At 65.2% G+C, this 13,996-nt stretch carries 11 protein-coding genes; 3 read left to right on the top strand and 8 right to left on the bottom strand.

Annotation, left to right across the window (positions count from 1 at the left end):
* Positions 1 to 91: 91 nt before the first annotated feature.
* Together V3B48_RS12075 and V3B48_RS12070 are read right to left on the bottom strand one after the other, a co-directional pair.
* Positions 92 to 970, bottom strand: coding sequence for a plasmid replication/partition related protein (locus V3B48_RS12075; RefSeq protein WP_285303259.1), 879 nt, complete (start codon positions 968 to 970; stop codon positions 92 to 94).
* 63 nt (positions 971 to 1,033) lie between these two features.
* Positions 1,034 to 2,386 carry an aspartate aminotransferase family protein gene (locus V3B48_RS12070; RefSeq protein WP_329893804.1) on the bottom strand — a complete coding sequence of 451 codons (1,353 nt, stop codon included), beginning with the start codon at positions 2,384 to 2,386 and terminating at the stop codon, positions 1,034 to 1,036.
* Positions 2,387 to 2,490: 104 nt separating this feature from the next.
* Here V3B48_RS12070 and V3B48_RS12065 point away from each other — a divergent pair, with 104 nt between their 5' ends.
* Positions 2,491 to 3,987, top strand: coding sequence for an aldehyde dehydrogenase (locus V3B48_RS12065; RefSeq protein WP_329893803.1), 1,497 nt, complete (start codon positions 2,491 to 2,493; stop codon positions 3,985 to 3,987).
* A gap of 153 nt (positions 3,988 to 4,140) precedes the next feature.
* Here V3B48_RS12065 and V3B48_RS12060 read toward each other — a convergent pair whose 3' ends face one another.
* The gene (locus V3B48_RS12060) at positions 4,141 to 4,782 is read right to left on the bottom strand and encodes a hypothetical protein (RefSeq protein WP_329893802.1); all 642 of its coding nucleotides are present in this window, start codon (positions 4,780 to 4,782) and stop codon (positions 4,141 to 4,143) included.
* Positions 4,783 to 4,938: 156 nt separating this feature from the next.
* Between V3B48_RS12060 and V3B48_RS12055 the strand changes: the two genes are divergently transcribed.
* Positions 4,939 to 6,231, top strand: coding sequence for an MFS transporter (locus V3B48_RS12055; RefSeq protein ID WP_180862766.1), 1,293 nt, complete (start codon positions 4,939 to 4,941; stop codon positions 6,229 to 6,231).
* On the opposite strand, the gene V3B48_RS12050 is transcribed toward V3B48_RS12055, so the two are convergent.
* From V3B48_RS12050 to V3B48_RS12040, 3 genes are all read right to left on the bottom strand, one after another.
* Positions 6,212 to 6,673 (bottom strand): bacteriohemerythrin, encoded by a 462-nt coding sequence (locus tag V3B48_RS12050; RefSeq protein ID WP_004151683.1) that lies wholly within the window; start codon positions 6,671 to 6,673, stop codon positions 6,212 to 6,214. The two genes, V3B48_RS12055 and V3B48_RS12050, sit on opposite strands and share 20 nt — an antisense overlap.
* A gap of 85 nt (positions 6,674 to 6,758) precedes the next feature.
* Positions 6,759 to 8,102 carry a diguanylate cyclase gene (locus tag V3B48_RS12045; protein ID WP_032127881.1) on the bottom strand — a complete coding sequence of 448 codons (1,344 nt, stop codon included), beginning with the start codon at positions 8,100 to 8,102 and terminating at the stop codon, positions 6,759 to 6,761.
* A gap of 95 nt (positions 8,103 to 8,197) precedes the next feature.
* On the bottom strand, positions 8,198 to 9,733 hold the full coding sequence (locus tag V3B48_RS12040) for an MASE1 domain-containing protein (RefSeq protein ID WP_279912646.1): 1,536 nt from the start codon (positions 9,731 to 9,733) through the stop codon (positions 8,198 to 8,200).
* Between the two features lie 346 nt (positions 9,734 to 10,079).
* On the opposite strand from V3B48_RS12040, the gene V3B48_RS12035 reads away from it, so the two are divergent.
* Positions 10,080 to 10,499 (top strand): hypothetical protein, encoded by a 420-nt coding sequence (locus V3B48_RS12035; RefSeq protein WP_329893801.1) that lies wholly within the window; start codon positions 10,080 to 10,082, stop codon positions 10,497 to 10,499.
* A 107-nt stretch (positions 10,500 to 10,606) separates the two neighbouring features.
* On the opposite strand, the gene V3B48_RS12030 is transcribed toward V3B48_RS12035, so the two are convergent.
* The gene (locus V3B48_RS12030; protein WP_329893800.1) at positions 10,607 to 12,196 is read right to left on the bottom strand and encodes an MASE1 domain-containing protein; all 1,590 of its coding nucleotides are present in this window, start codon (positions 12,194 to 12,196) and stop codon (positions 10,607 to 10,609) included.
* 191 nt (positions 12,197 to 12,387) lie between these two features.
* Positions 12,388 to 13,995 carry an MASE1 domain-containing protein gene (locus tag V3B48_RS12025; protein ID WP_329893799.1) on the bottom strand — a complete coding sequence of 536 codons (1,608 nt, stop codon included), beginning with the start codon at positions 13,993 to 13,995 and terminating at the stop codon, positions 12,388 to 12,390.
* Between the last annotated feature and the right edge of the window lies 1 nt (position 13,996).

Raw genomic sequence — 13,996 nt, 5'->3', positions numbered from 1 at the left:
GCAGCGGGCGGGGCCGCCCGCGCGCCGCCCCCCCCACCCCCCCCCCCCCGTCCTGGGGGCGCCCGCCCCGCGCCCGCCACTACCCGCTGGCTCAGAGCGCTTCGAGCTGCTTGCGCAACGCCGCCAGCTGCGCGCGCAGGGTGTCGTTCTCGCGGGTCAGCGCGACCACGCGGCGGCGCAGCGCCGGGGCATCCTCGCCCAGCTGCTCCAGTGCCGACAGCACCTCGGCGTCGCGGCTGGCGATCTGCTCTTCGTCCGCTTCCTCGAAGTCCATCTCGGCTGCTTCCGGCTTCGGTGCACGCGGCTTGCGCTTGGACTCGCGCACGCGCTTGGCGGCCTGCTTCAGCTCATCCTTGCCACCGGCGGCAGCGGCGCGCTGCTCGTCTTCCGGCAGGTCGGCCACGGCAGCAGCAGCGCTGATCGAGATCACGCCGGCCTTCACCGCTTCCACCACCTCGGCCGCGGCCTGGGCGTGGATGCGTTCGATCATGCCGACCTGGCTGGCGCTCAGCTTGGCCTCGCGGGCCAGCTCGGCGCGGCTGACCTTCGGTGCCGGCTCCCACGGCGGGCTGTCTTCACCGCCTTCATCGGCCATCTCTGCCGTGCCGTCGCTCTCTCGCTGCAGCTGCGCCTGCTCGATCTGCTTGCGGGCGGCCAGGATGTCGCGCTTGCGCAGCGCCAGCACGCCGCGCTGGAAGTCGGACACGCTGCGGCGGCCCAGGTGCTGCTCGATCATCCACAGGTGCACGTCTTCCATGCTCTGGAAGCGGGTGTTCTGCACGGTGTTGAAGGGCAGGCCATGCTTCTGGCAGATGCCGAAACGGTTGTGGCCATCGACCAGCACATCACCCCACAGCACCAGCGCATCGCGGCAGCCTTCGGCCAGGATGCTGCGCTCCAGCGCGTCATGTTCGTCCGCGGTCAGCGGGTCGATGTAGGCCTTGAGTTCTTCTTTGACGACGATATCCATGGGCACGGCAGCGAGCAGGAGCGGAACCGCCCATTGTACCCGCTCGCCACCGCCGGCCCGGGCTCAGGCGGTGGCCCGGATCATCTCGCCCAGGGTGCCGGTGATCTGGTCGATCTGTGCCTTGTCCACGATCAGAGGTGGCGACAGCGCGATGATGTCGCTGGTACAGCGCACCAGAAGCCGGCCGTCCTGGAAGCAGCGCCGGAACACCTCGTAGCCACGGCTGCCGGGGGCATCGCGGCGCGGCGCCAGCTCGACCGCGCCGACCAGCCCGAAGTTGCGGATGTCGATCACGTTGGGCAGGCCCTGCAGCGCATGCAGCCGTTCCTGCCAGTATTCGCCCAGCTCGATGGCACGCTCGAACAGGCGCTCCTCGGCATAGACCTCCAGCGTGGCCAGCGCTGCGGCGCAGGCCAGCGGATGGCCGGAATGGGTATAGCCATGGAACAGCTCGATGGCCTGCGGCGGTGCCTGCATCAGGGTTGCATGCACGGCGTCGCTGGCCAGCACGCCACCCAGCGGTACCGCGCCGTTGCTGACCGCCTTGGCGAAGGTCAGCAGGTCCGGGGTGACCCCGAAGCGCTGCGCGGCGAAGGGCATGCCGACCCGGCCGAAACCGGTGATGACCTCGTCGAACACCAGCAGGATGCCGTGGTGGTCGCACAGCTCGCGCAGGCGCTGCAGGTAGCCGGGCGCGGGCAGGATCACCCCGGCCGAACCGGCAATGGGCTCGACGAACACCGCCGCGATGGTCGAGGCATCGTGCAGCGCGATCAGCCGTTCCAGGTCGTCGGCCAGCTCCGCGCCCTGGCGTGGCAGGCCCTTGCTGAACGCATTGCGCGGCAGGTCCAGGGTATGCCGCAGGTAGTCCACGCCGCCCAGCTGCAGGCCGAACGCCCTGCGGTTGTTGGGCAGCCCACCCAGCGCCATGCCGCCGAAACCGACCCCGTGGTAAGCCTTCTCGCGGCTGATGAAGCGGGTGCGCTGGCCCTCGCCACGCTGGCGGTGATAGGCCAGCGCGATCTTCATCGCGGTATCCACCGCCTCGGAGCCGGAGCTGGTGAAGAACACATGGTTGAGCGGGGCAGGCGCCAGTGCGGCCAGCCGCTGCGCCAGTGCGAAGGCCGGCGGCGAGCCCATCTGGAAGGCCGGCGAATAGTCGAGCGTGCGTGCCTGCTCGACGATGGCCTCGACGATGCGCGGGCGGGCGTGGCCGGCGTTGCAGCACCACAGGCCGGCGGTGCCGTCGAGGATCTGGCGGCCGTCGACGTCCTCGTAGTGCATGCCTTCGGCGCGTACCAGCATGCGCGGCGCGGCCTTGTACTGGCGGTTGGCGGTGAACGGCATCCAGTACGCGTCCAGTGACTCGGGACGCTGGGTGGCCAGGTCGTGCAGGTCGCTTTCGGGACGCTTCATGCCAGCTCCATCGGGTCCGATGCGACGAATGTAGCGCAGCCGCGTCACGGTGGAGTCGCGGCGGTCCCGGTATAACCAAAGCTCGTTGACCGCTGGAGCTTCCCATGGCCGATTTCCCCGACCGCAGCCACTGGCAGGCGCTGTCCCTTCAGCTCTCGATGCCGGGCCAGGCCTTCATCGATGGCCGTTATGTCGATGCCGCCAGCGGCGCCCGCTTCGACTGCATCAGCCCGATCGATGGTCGCGTGCTGGGCGCGGTTGCCGACTGCGACGCGCAGGATGTCGAACGCGCGGTACTGGCCGCGCGGCGCAGCTTCGAGGCGGGCCACTGGTCGCAGGCGAGCCCGGCGCATCGCAAGCGCGTGTTGCTGGCGCTGGCCGCGCTGGTGGAGAAGCACGCCGATGAGCTGGCGCTGCTGGAAACCCTGGACATGGGCAAGCCGGTGCGTGACGCGCGCCGTATCGACCTGCCCGGTGCGGTGCGCTGCCTGAGCTGGACCGCCGAAGCGGTGGACAAACTGTATGGCGAGATCGCGCCGACTGGCCCGCACGAACTCGGACTGGTCACCCGCGAGGCCGCGGGCGTGGTGGCGGCCATCGTGCCGTGGAATTTCCCGTTGCTGATGGCCTGCTGGAAGATCGCGCCGGCGCTGGCGATGGGCAACTCGGTGGTGCTCAAGCCTTCGGAGCGGTCGCCGCTGAGTGCGCTGCGGCTGGCGGCGCTGGCCGCCGAGGCGGGCCTGCCGGAGGGCGTGCTGAACGTGCTGCCGGGCCATGGCGCGCGCGTTGGCGAACCGCTGGCCCTGCACATGGACGTGGATGTGTTGGCGTTCACCGGTTCCACTGCCACCGGCGCGAAGTTGCTGGAGTGTTCCGGGCGATCCAACCTCAAGCGGGTCTGGCTGGAATGCGGCGGCAAGAGCCCGCACGTGGTGTTCGCCGACGCTCCCGATCTGGACGCGGCGGCCAAGGCCGTGGCGCAGGGCATCTTCTTCAACCAGGGCGAAGTCTGTACCGCCGGGTCGCGCTTGCTGGTGCAGCGCTCGATCCGTGAGGATTTCGTGCACCAGGTAGTTGCTTATGGCCAGCACATGCAGCCGCAGCATCCGCTGGACGCCGACGCGCCGATGGGCGCGCTGGTGGACGCCGCGCATCTGGACAAGGTGATGCGGGATATCGCACGCGCCGAAGCTGAAGGTGCCCGCCTGCTGCTGGGCGGGCATCGTGCCGAGGTGGAGGCGGGTGGCAGCTATGTGCAGCCCACGGTGTTCGACCAGGTGCGCCCGGAGCAGGCCTTGGCACGCGAGGAGGTGTTCGGGCCGGTGCTGGCGGTGCTCGGTTTCGACGACGAGGCCGAAGCCGTGCGCGTGGCCAACGACAGCCGCTACGGACTGGCCGCCGGTCTCTGGACACGCGATCTGGGCCGCGCGCATCGGGTTGCGCGCCAGCTGCGCGCCGGCAGCGTCTGGGTGAACGGCTGGGATGGCGGTGACATGACCGCACCGTTTGGTGGTTACAAGCAGTCCGGCAACGGCCGGGACAAATCGCTGCACGCCTTCGACAAGTACAGCGAGATCAAGGCCACCTGGATCCAGTTGTAACGACGTGGCTGCTTGACCGCTGTTCGCTCTTTGTAGAGTCGAGCCATGCTCGACTGCTTTTCGTTCTTCGGTAGAGCCGAGCCATGCTCGGCTGCTTCTCGCGAAGAGCAGTCGAGCATGGCTCGACTCTACAGAAGGCAGACAGCTGTCGAGCTACCGGCAGCGGGTACTCACCTGCAGCACCGCTGCACGCAGCAGATCCCGGTCGGCTTCTTCGACGGCGTTCTGGAAATACTCCATGTCCTGCTTGCCCAGCTCGCAGGGGTCGACAATGTACCCCGGTGGCCACAAACCCAGCAGTTGCGCTACGCCATGCACGATCTGCTCCGGCGTCATCTGCCGGCGGATCCGGAAGTAATTGCGGCGCGGCGCGAATGCCGGGTGTATCTCGCGGCGACCAATAAGGCGCGGAGCGACACCCGCAGCGCTGATGCCGTCGCCACCGTCGATGCTGCCCGCCGGGAGGCCCAGGATCAGCGGCGCCGCAACGGCCGTTTCCTCTGCGGCTGGTAGGGTGGAATCTGTCTGGGCAGCCGGGGCAGGACGTGGCATCGCCGAAGCGGCCGGACGCGTCACCTGTGCGGAGCGCAGGGTAGGCTGTTGAGGCGCCAGCGTCGACGGTTCCGGCGGCAGCCAGCGCAGCGAGATCCTTGCGTCGTCGTTACTGCGCAGCATGATCCTGCCACTGCCCAGCAGCCACAGCGCCATCAACCCATGCACCAGCAGCACCACCAGCCATGCCGCCATGCGCGGCAGCTTCGGCGAATCGGACCACGACAGCGCGACTGCAGTCATCGGCAAAGCATCCATGCAGGGACCGGTGGCGCAGCCTAGCGGGTGGCCCGAAAAATTCCGTTGGCATCGGTGTCGGCTGAAACCATCGCCCCGTGCGGCCACCGGCCCGTGGCAGAATCGGGCGATCCGCCGTTACCCGTGTTGCCGATGTCGACGATCACCGCTGCCGCGCCGTCCGTGAATTCCCCCAGTCGAGTCCTGCTGGCCAGCCTGATCGGCACCACCATCGAGTTCTTCGATTTCTACATCTACGCCACGGCCGCGGTGCTGGTGTTCCCGCACCTGTTCTTCCCGGACAGCAGCGAACAGGCGGCGCTGCTGCAGTCACTGGCAACGTTCGCGGTCGCGTTCATCGCGCGTCCGGTGGGCTCGGCGGTGTTCGGCCACTTCGGTGACCGTATCGGCCGCAAGGCCACGCTGGTGGCCGCGCTGCTGACCATGGGCCTGTCCACGGTGCTGATCGGCCTGTTGCCCACCCATGCACAGATTGGCTTGTGGGCCCCCGCGTTGCTGGCGCTGTGCCGTTTCGGCCAGGGCCTGGGGCTGGGTGGCGAATGGGGTGGGGCGGTGCTGCTGGCCACCGAGAACGCGCCGCCGGGCAAGCGCGCCTGGTACGGCATGTTCCCGCAGCTGGGCGCACCGCTGGGCTTCCTGCTGTCAGCCGGCATCTTCCTGGTGCTCGGCCGTTGCCTGAGCCAGGACGACTTCCTGCAGTGGGGCTGGCGTATCCCGTTCGTGGCCAGCGCTCTGCTGGTCGGCCTTGGCCTGTGGGTGCGCCTGAACATCCACGAGACGCCCGATTTCAAGAAAGCGCTGGAGCGCAAGGCGCCGGTGCGGCTGCCGATGTGGACGGTACTGCGTGACCATCCGGTGCCGATGCTGCTGGGCACGCTGGGTGCGTTCGCCACCTTCGTGCTGTTCTACCTGATGACGGTGTTCAGTCTCGGCCATGGCACCGCGGTGCTGGGCTACAGCCGCGAGCAGTTCCTGCTGATGCAGATGGCCGGCATGCTGTTCTTCGCGCTGGGTATCCCGCTGTCGGCGCGCTATGGCGACCGTTGGGGCACGCGACGCACGATGATCGTCGCCAGCGTACTGATCGTCGGTTTCGGTGTGCTGTTCGCGCCGCTGTTCCAGCCGCACAGCCCGTGGCTGGTCACTGGCTTCCTGTGCCTGGGCCTGTTCCTGATGGGCCTGACCTACGGCCCCTGCGGCACCTTCCTGGCCGAAATCTACCCGGTGGAAGTGCGCTATACCGGCGCGTCGCTGTCTTTCAACCTGGCCGGCATCCTTGGCGCGGCACCGGCGCCGTACCTGGCCACCTGGCTGGCCGAACGCTTCGGCCTGGTCGCGGTGGGTTACTACCTGTGCCTGACTGCGGTGGCGACCCTGTGCGCGCTGGTGGCACTGCACCGGCGCGCCCTGAGGCTCAACCAAAGAAGCGCTTGAGCGTACGTCCCAGCCAACCGCCCCCTTGGTGCTCGCGGGCGAACTGGTTCAGGTGCGCCTTGACCTGTTCGGCATAGGCCTGGTCATCACCGCGTATGTGATTGAACAGCCAGCGTGAGAGCATGGTGCGCAGTTCGTCGCTGATGTCTTCGCCGGCCTGGAAGCGCATGCGGTATTCCGATACCCGCTTGATGAAGACCTCATGCACGCGCTTGTGCGCGGCACAGAACGGGTAGCCCGCTTCTTCCATCAACTCTTCTTCAAATGCGAAGTGCGACATGGTGTAGTCCACGACCTCGTCGATCACTTCACCCACCGCCGCACGCTGCATGCTGGCCTGGGCCACGTGCAGGTGGTTGAGCATCTCGATGATGCGGCGGTGTTGTTGGTCGATCACATCGATGCCGATGTTCAGATCGTCCTGCCAGACCAGTAGTGCCATCCCCGGCTCCCCTTCATGCGTATGTCGGGGCCGACTGTAGAGCCGCCGCGCGGGTGCGGCGTTGATCTGGATCAAAGCGGGCCGGTCAGGGCAGGGCCGGCTCGCGCGGGCGCAGCGGGCTGGCCACCGTGGTGCAGCTGACCCGGTTGCGGCCACCGGCCTTGGCCAGGTACAGCTGGCGGTCGGCCTCGGAGATCAGCCGGTGCAGCGCATCACGCTGCGGGCGCAGGCAGCACAGGCCGATGCTGACCGTCATGCGAAGCGTCGCGGTGCCAATGTCCACTTCCAGCGCGGCGATGCGCTGGCGCAGCTCCTCGAAGTACTGCAGTGCCTCGTCCTGTTCCATGTCCGGCACCAGCAGGCAGAACTCCTCGCCACCGAAGCGTGCGATCAGGTCCTGGCTGCGTGCATGCGCGGCCACCGCACCGGCCACCGCGCGCAGCGCATCATCGCCGGCCTCGTGGCCGTGAGTGTCGTTGATGTGCTTGAAGTGATCGATGTCGATCATCGCCACCGCCACGCACTGGCCATGCAGCTGCAGCTGCGGCAACTGGCGCTGGCTCTGTTCCAGGAAGCAGCGGCGGTTGGGCAGGCCGGTGAGGAAGTCGCGGGTGGCCAGGTCCTGCAGGGTGCCGATCAGTTCCAGCTGGTCCACGTTCTGCGAGACACGGCAGAAGAATTCCTCGCGCGAGAATGGCTTGCGCAGGAAGTCATTGGCACCGTTCTTCAGGAAGCGCGGGATCAGCGATGCGTCGGTGTTGCCGGAGATGCCGATCACCGCCACCTTGTCGCGTGAGCGCAGGGTGCGCAGGCGGCGGGTGAATTCCACGCCCTGCATGCCGGGCATTTCCTGGTCGACCACCGCCAGGCGGATCGCCGGATGCGCCTCGATCGCGGCCAGGCCCTCGTTGCCATCGGCCGCTTCGTGCACCTCATGGCCATACATGCGCAGCAGGGCGGCGGCATAGCCGCGCGCGGACGGGGAATCGTCCACCACCAGCGCCGCGATGCGGCGGTTGCGTTCCAGCCGCTGCACCAGCCACACCAGGTAGTCGATGCTGCCGGGGGTATTCTTCAGTACGTAGTCGATGATCTGCTGCTGCAGCACGCGCTTGCGCAGGTCCTCGTCGTACACGCCGCTGACCACCACGGTCGGCAGGTCGCGCTTGAGGAAGAACTCGACCACCGCATCGCGGTCGCCGTCGGCCAGCACCAACCCGGTCAGCACCAGGAACCAGCCGCCACCCTCGCTCAGCAGGCGATCGGCCTCGGCCAGGGTGGAGGCGATCACCACCGGCAGTTCCAGGCGCTGCTCGATGGCTTCGCGCAGCATGCCGGTAAAGGCACGGGAATTTTCGACCAGCAGGATCCGCTGTGGCAGCGGATCGGCCAGGTCGCCATCGACGGCGGCCTGCGGCAGGACGGGCATGATGCGGTGGCTCACGAAGGAGGGCTCGGCACGGATAGCGGCGGTTTCGGGTGTAACTTTAGCGGCGAACGTTGCGCGCCGGGCCAGATCCCGTGTCAGGCCGCCGCTGGCGAGGTGTGGGTGATCGATTCATGCAGGACCAGTCGCAGGCGATTGCCCCGGCAGTGGACCGTTCCGCCGTAGGCAAGCATCCGTCCGGCCAGACGCTCGACGGCCTGGTCGGTGGTGCGTGCCGATAGCGTGCAACCACGGTCGAGCAGGCTCACGATAGCAACGATGCCGCGACGTCCGCTCGCCTGGCCACTTCGGGCACGCACGCAGACCTGCCCAGTCTCCAGCTCCAGCAGCAGTGACACCGCCTCGATCAAGGAGCGGTAGATGGCCAGTTGCAGATCCACAGTCAGCAGGCAGGGGTTACCCGCCAGCCTGGGCGGAATGACGCGATGCGTGTTGTTCCAGATCTCGCATGCGCCGCCTGCTTGCAGCGCGATGTACAACCCGACCTGTTCCAATCCAGTGGGGTAGACCATGCTGGCCTGCTCGCGGAACAGACGTGAGTGCACGGATGACGCGTGTTGCAGGCTGTTCGCCACGGCATGATGGCCCTGCGATTTGAGCCAGCTGACCATTTCAACGAGCGAGCTGTCCATGCCGTCGCCCAGACGCTTCAGATGGGCGGCCCGTTCACGCAGCTCACGTTCGCTGGTCTGGTGAGAACTGCGTGTCAGGCGCAGCGTCGTTTCCTCGGCCAGACCGCGGGATCGGGCGCGCTGATGGTGATAGCTGATGCTGGAACCGAGCGCAAGCAGCGCGACACTCATCACCGCCATGTTCTGTTGGGTGGAAAACGTGCCCAGATCAAACGAGGCCGGCAGGCCGGTGCTGGGGGTGGCGAAATGAAGTGGAAGGTTCAACAGTGGAATCGCGATGGCAGCGCCACGCCATCCATGCATGAAGGTCAGGGTGATGGCTGGGAGTGCCGCCAATAGCACAAGGTGGGTACGGGTCGAATGGGCATCAGTCGAAATCAGCTGCATGCACAGCCCCAGGGCCAGCATCAGAGCAATGGCCACGAGGGATGGAACGAGCAACCTCTTCTGCCATGGAGAACCGGAGCGCCGCCGGGCCCAAAGAAGGGCCAGGGGGGCCATGGTAATGATCGCGGCAAAATGACCAAATACGACTCTTTCGGCAGCATCCAGCAGGGTGTCCGGGGGAGGAACTGGCCACAGGAGGCGAGAAAGGCTCAGGTTGAGGCCGGTAACCGCAACCGCTGCCGAGATTGAAAGGGACAGCAGCCAGAATCCGGTGGCTGCCTCGGATATGGTTTTTCTCAGATGGAGGTGAACTACCAGCATCGCCATCGGCATCAGCAGCGTGGACGCCAGGATGACCCATTCCAGACCGTATTCGTCGATCGTAGGGATGCGCAGATATGCGAAGTAGCCCAATTCTCCCAGCAATACATAAGGCCATCGGCGTTGTGGAACGATCAAAAGCGCTGCCACGCGGATACCAGCGGGAAGGAAAAACTGGTCCAGGGAAAACTGTCGGGCGGAAACGCAGGCAATAGCGTACGCGGCAGCCAAGAGAAGCCCGGCCGGGTGCACTGGAATGCCGGCTAGTGCCATGTTCTTCACGGCGCTCCATCTCGGATGGGCTGGTACGCGAGCAACGCTCACATTCCCTCGGGGCGGTAACGGTCCAGCGGCGAAAGTAGCGGTACTTCGCGGGGTGTGCAACGGTACTGGCAGAAACTCCGCCGTTGTCCGTATCCACGTAGGGCGAGTGATGCGAACGGCGGGGTTGTGAGCGGCGCAAGTATGCTGACAGGTAAGCGTGCCCTGAGATTGTTCACGTCGCCAGGGGGGCACTCAGGGGATATTGCACTATCTGCCAAGGCCGCGCCTGTGTTGCCTTGATGTTGTCCACCTTTCAATCATGGAGATGCCTGTGAGATTTTCCCGGTTGTCGAAGTTGAGCGCCGCTGCTGCGCTGCTGGTCGTTCCTGCGCTGTCGTTTGCCTGCTGTCCGGGCGGAGGGCAGGGTGTACCACTGGCAACGGCTGGGTTGGGTGAGAGCCAGCCTGCGGCGCTTGATCTGAGTTCAGATCCCGCATGGCTTGTCTACGCATTCGAGCGGGATGGAGTGTCGTACTACCAGGTCAATGATCTGACCGGCCAGGTCAATATGATCGTTGCCAACATCGAATCGACGTTCTGGGCATTGCCGGCCGGCAAGACCGTAGCTCGCGTGTCGTTGCCGTCCAAGCCTTTGGCGATACCGAAGAATGCTCGCCGCAGCGTTGTCTTCCGCGGGCCTGATTTTTCTCTGGTCGTCTATGGAGAGGGGCGTGGGGCAGTCTGGTCCGTCGAGCGCGAGGTCAGTAGCAAATGACGGGCTGAATACAGGTGGCCTGCCTGTGGCTTGCTTCGCAGAGCGAGGAAACACCTCTGCGGGGCGAGCCACAGGCGTCGCCTGGGCTATCGATCGTCCGCCTGCGATCACTGGCGCGCAGGCGTCTCGCAAATGTCGTTTCGCTTGTATGGAAGTGTTCCGCGCTCGGCCTCGCCTGCAGTGTCCAGCAACACCATGGTGATGCGGTGGCCCCGGCATTGCACGCGTCCGGAATAGGCGTGCACGCGTGCAGAGAGTCGATCAATGGCGCTCTCCATGGTTCGAGAGGCGAGTGTACGATGTCGGTCCAGCAGCGCGACCCTCAGCACGATACCGTGCACGCCTCTATAGCGACCGCAGCGAGCGCTGATCTGGATCTGGCCGGATTCGTCCTTCAGGAAAAGGGATACGGCTTCGGCAAAGGTGCGATACGCGGCAAGCTGCAGGCCCATACTCAGCTGGCATGGATCCCCGCCAAGTATCGGACGGACGATGCGATGGCTGGCGTTCCAGGTTTCGCTGAGTCCCCCGGCACGCAAGGCGACATAGAGGCCTGCATGCTCGAGCTCCGTGGGATAGACCATACTGGTCAGTTCACGGAATCGTCGTGAGCGTTGCGAGAAGGTGCGGAGCAAATCAGACGCAGGAACTTCATGGCCATCGGCCTTGAGTTGTTGCACTGTCTCTCCCAGAGCCTCTTCGATGTCATCTGCAATCTGGCGCAGGCCCAGCGCGCGTTCGCGCAGGTCCTGCTCGTTGGCAAGATGCGCCGAGCGCGAGAGTGCATTGACCCGCGATGCTGACATCGCTACAGGTGTGCGCTGATTGTAATGATGGGTGATGCGCGGTCCCAGCGCGATAAGCGCTGTACTAGTGATGGCAATGATCTGCTGGGTGAAGAAAGTGGTCTCGTCGAATGACCCGGGCAGACCCGTGGTTGGCATGGTCTGGCTGAGGATGATGTTCATCAGAGGAACACCCACAGCGGCCCCTCGCCAACCGTGCATGCAAGTCAGTGCGATGACTGGCAGCACCAGCAACAACTGCAGCGTTGCTCGTGCCGAGTGATCCTCCGTGCTGACCTGGAGCAGCAGGGCGCCCAGCATGCCCAGCGAAGTGAGGGCTGCGATGGTCGGTCGGCGTCGCCAGGTCGTCCAGTCATAGCCGCTGTGTCGGCGTATCCAGAGCAGCGCCAAGGGCGCGACCGTAAGGATTGCAATGTAGTCGCTGAGCACGTAGAGCATCGCGTTCGTGTAGAACGGCATGCTCGGTGGAGCTGGCCACAGCATGTGAATCAGACCGAGCTTGAGAGCAGTGGCCACCAGCGCAGCGGATGCCGCGATCGAAAGCAACCAGCTTTCGGTGGTGGAAGCAATCAGCTTGTGATGAAGATGAACGATCAGCGCCACTGCTGGTATGAGGCATGCGGATCCGAAAATGACCCAGGCCATTCCGTAATCTTCAATCATCGGATAGCGCATGTGGGCGAAGTAGGCATACTCGCCAAGGACCAGATAGGCCCACATTCGCTTCGGGGTCAGCAAGAGCGCCGCAACACGGATTCCAGCCGGAAGGAAGAACTGATCGACGGAAAGGTGCCAGGTGGTCCAGCACGCGACAGCGTAGAGTACCGCCAGCGCAAGGCCTGCCGGGCGGATACGGAAACTCAGCTCAAACCCATTTCTCAGCCACTTCAAACGCAAGCCTCCCCTGCTCGTCGAACACTATCGCTGTCCAGTCGATACATGACGCACTCCCTTCAGCGCGACAGTATCGATAGATTCAGATGGGCGCAATCTCACCCTACTATCCGTGATGCGGACATACGAAAAGGAGACTTGGAGAATGTCACGACAAGGTTGTGATATTCATCCCATTTTTCACCGGGCTACAAAGAGTGGGGGGCTGTCCCGGGCGGCTGCAGTCCGGCAGGTACACCGGTTCCCCAGACCGAAGCCTCTTCGCCCTGTGATGCATCGGCTGCTTCAACCAGCATCAGCCTGATTCTCCTACGGCCACAATGCAGCGCACCACGATAGGCGGTTATCCGAGCAGATAATTGGGACGTTGCAAGATCGAGGGTTGCCGTTGACAGCGTCTGATGCGGATCCATCGCCGCAACCACAACGACGATGCCGCGGTGACCGGCACGTTGCCCGCAGCGGGCCCGGACCATGAGCTGGCCTTTCTCGCTGCCCAGGAGGATCGAAACCGCTTCGACGATCGAGCGATAGGCTGCCAGCTGCAAGCCGGGGCTGAGCAGACACGGATCACCCATCAACCTGGGTTGCCCGATTCGATGCGTGGCATTCCACGCCTCACGCACTCCACCCGCCTGCAAGGCCACATACAAGCCCAGCCGTTCCAGGGCGGCGGGATAGATCATGCTGGCCTGGGCCCGGAACAGGCGTGAATGCACCTCCGAGGTATGCCGCAGGCTGTCGGCCACGGCGTGATGGCCCTGCGCATGCAGCCAGTTCACCATTTCGTTCAGCGACAGGTCCATGCCATCGCCCAACTGGCGCAGATGGGCCGCGCGCTCACGCAGGTCCATCTCGCTGGCCAGATGTGAATTCCGTGCGAGCTGCAGGGCCGCTCTGCCATCTTCCTCGCGCAACCGGTGCTGGTTCTGGAAGTGGGTGATGCGTGCGCCAAGCAGCAGGAGGGCAATGCTGGCGATGGCCATGGCCTGCTGGGTAGCGAAAGTGGCCGGGTCGAATGCCGTCGGATGGTCGGCGGGGGTGCTGACGCCAAGAATCATGTTAACGGCGGCGACACCGATGGCCGCACCGCGCCATCCCAGCAGGCAGGTCAGGGCGATTGCGGGAATAGGCAGGATCAACAACAACTGCAGCGAGCCAGGCGCCGTGATCGAGGCAGGTACCGGAGTCGCCTGCAGGCCAACGACCAGCATGGCTGCGAGTGCTCCTGCCACAGCAGCAACGGACCGGGGCGTCCATTGCTCCTCGGCGCGACGGATCCAGAGCAGTGCGAGTGGCGCCAGGATGAGGATGCCGGTGAAGTCGCCCAGCGCATAGCGCAACACGTTGGTGATGAATGATGCGTTCTGCAACGGCTCCCAGAGCAGGTACGAGATTCCCAGGTTGAGCAGGCTGATGACCGTCGCGGCGCATACCGCAATGGAGATCACGCCGAGGATCGTGGTGCGCGCAAGCAGCTTCCGGTGCAGGCGCACGATCAGCATCACGGCGGGCATCAGGAACACCGAGGCCAGGATCACCCAGGTCAGGTTGTATTTGCTGATCAGGGGGATGCGCAGATGCGCGAAGTAGGCGTATTCACCAATCAGCAGGTAGGGCCACAGTCGAGGCGGGCACAACAGCAATGCGGCCACCCGTACGCCGGCAGGCAGGAAGAACTGGTCCAATGACAGCTTGCGCGCACCCCAGCAGGCGACGGCATAGACGAGTGCGAGCACCAGCCCCTCGGGGCTGACCCGTATCCTCACCAGCAGGCCGTCTTTCCACCACTGCATC

It is taken from the genome of Stenotrophomonas sp. SMYL20 (assembly GCF_036320045.1).
Classification (GTDB): Bacteria; Pseudomonadota; Gammaproteobacteria; order Xanthomonadales; family Xanthomonadaceae; genus Stenotrophomonas; species Stenotrophomonas maltophilia_A.
The sequence above is the reverse complement of the archived record's forward strand: the minus strand, read 5'-3'. Positions and strand labels throughout refer to the sequence as shown.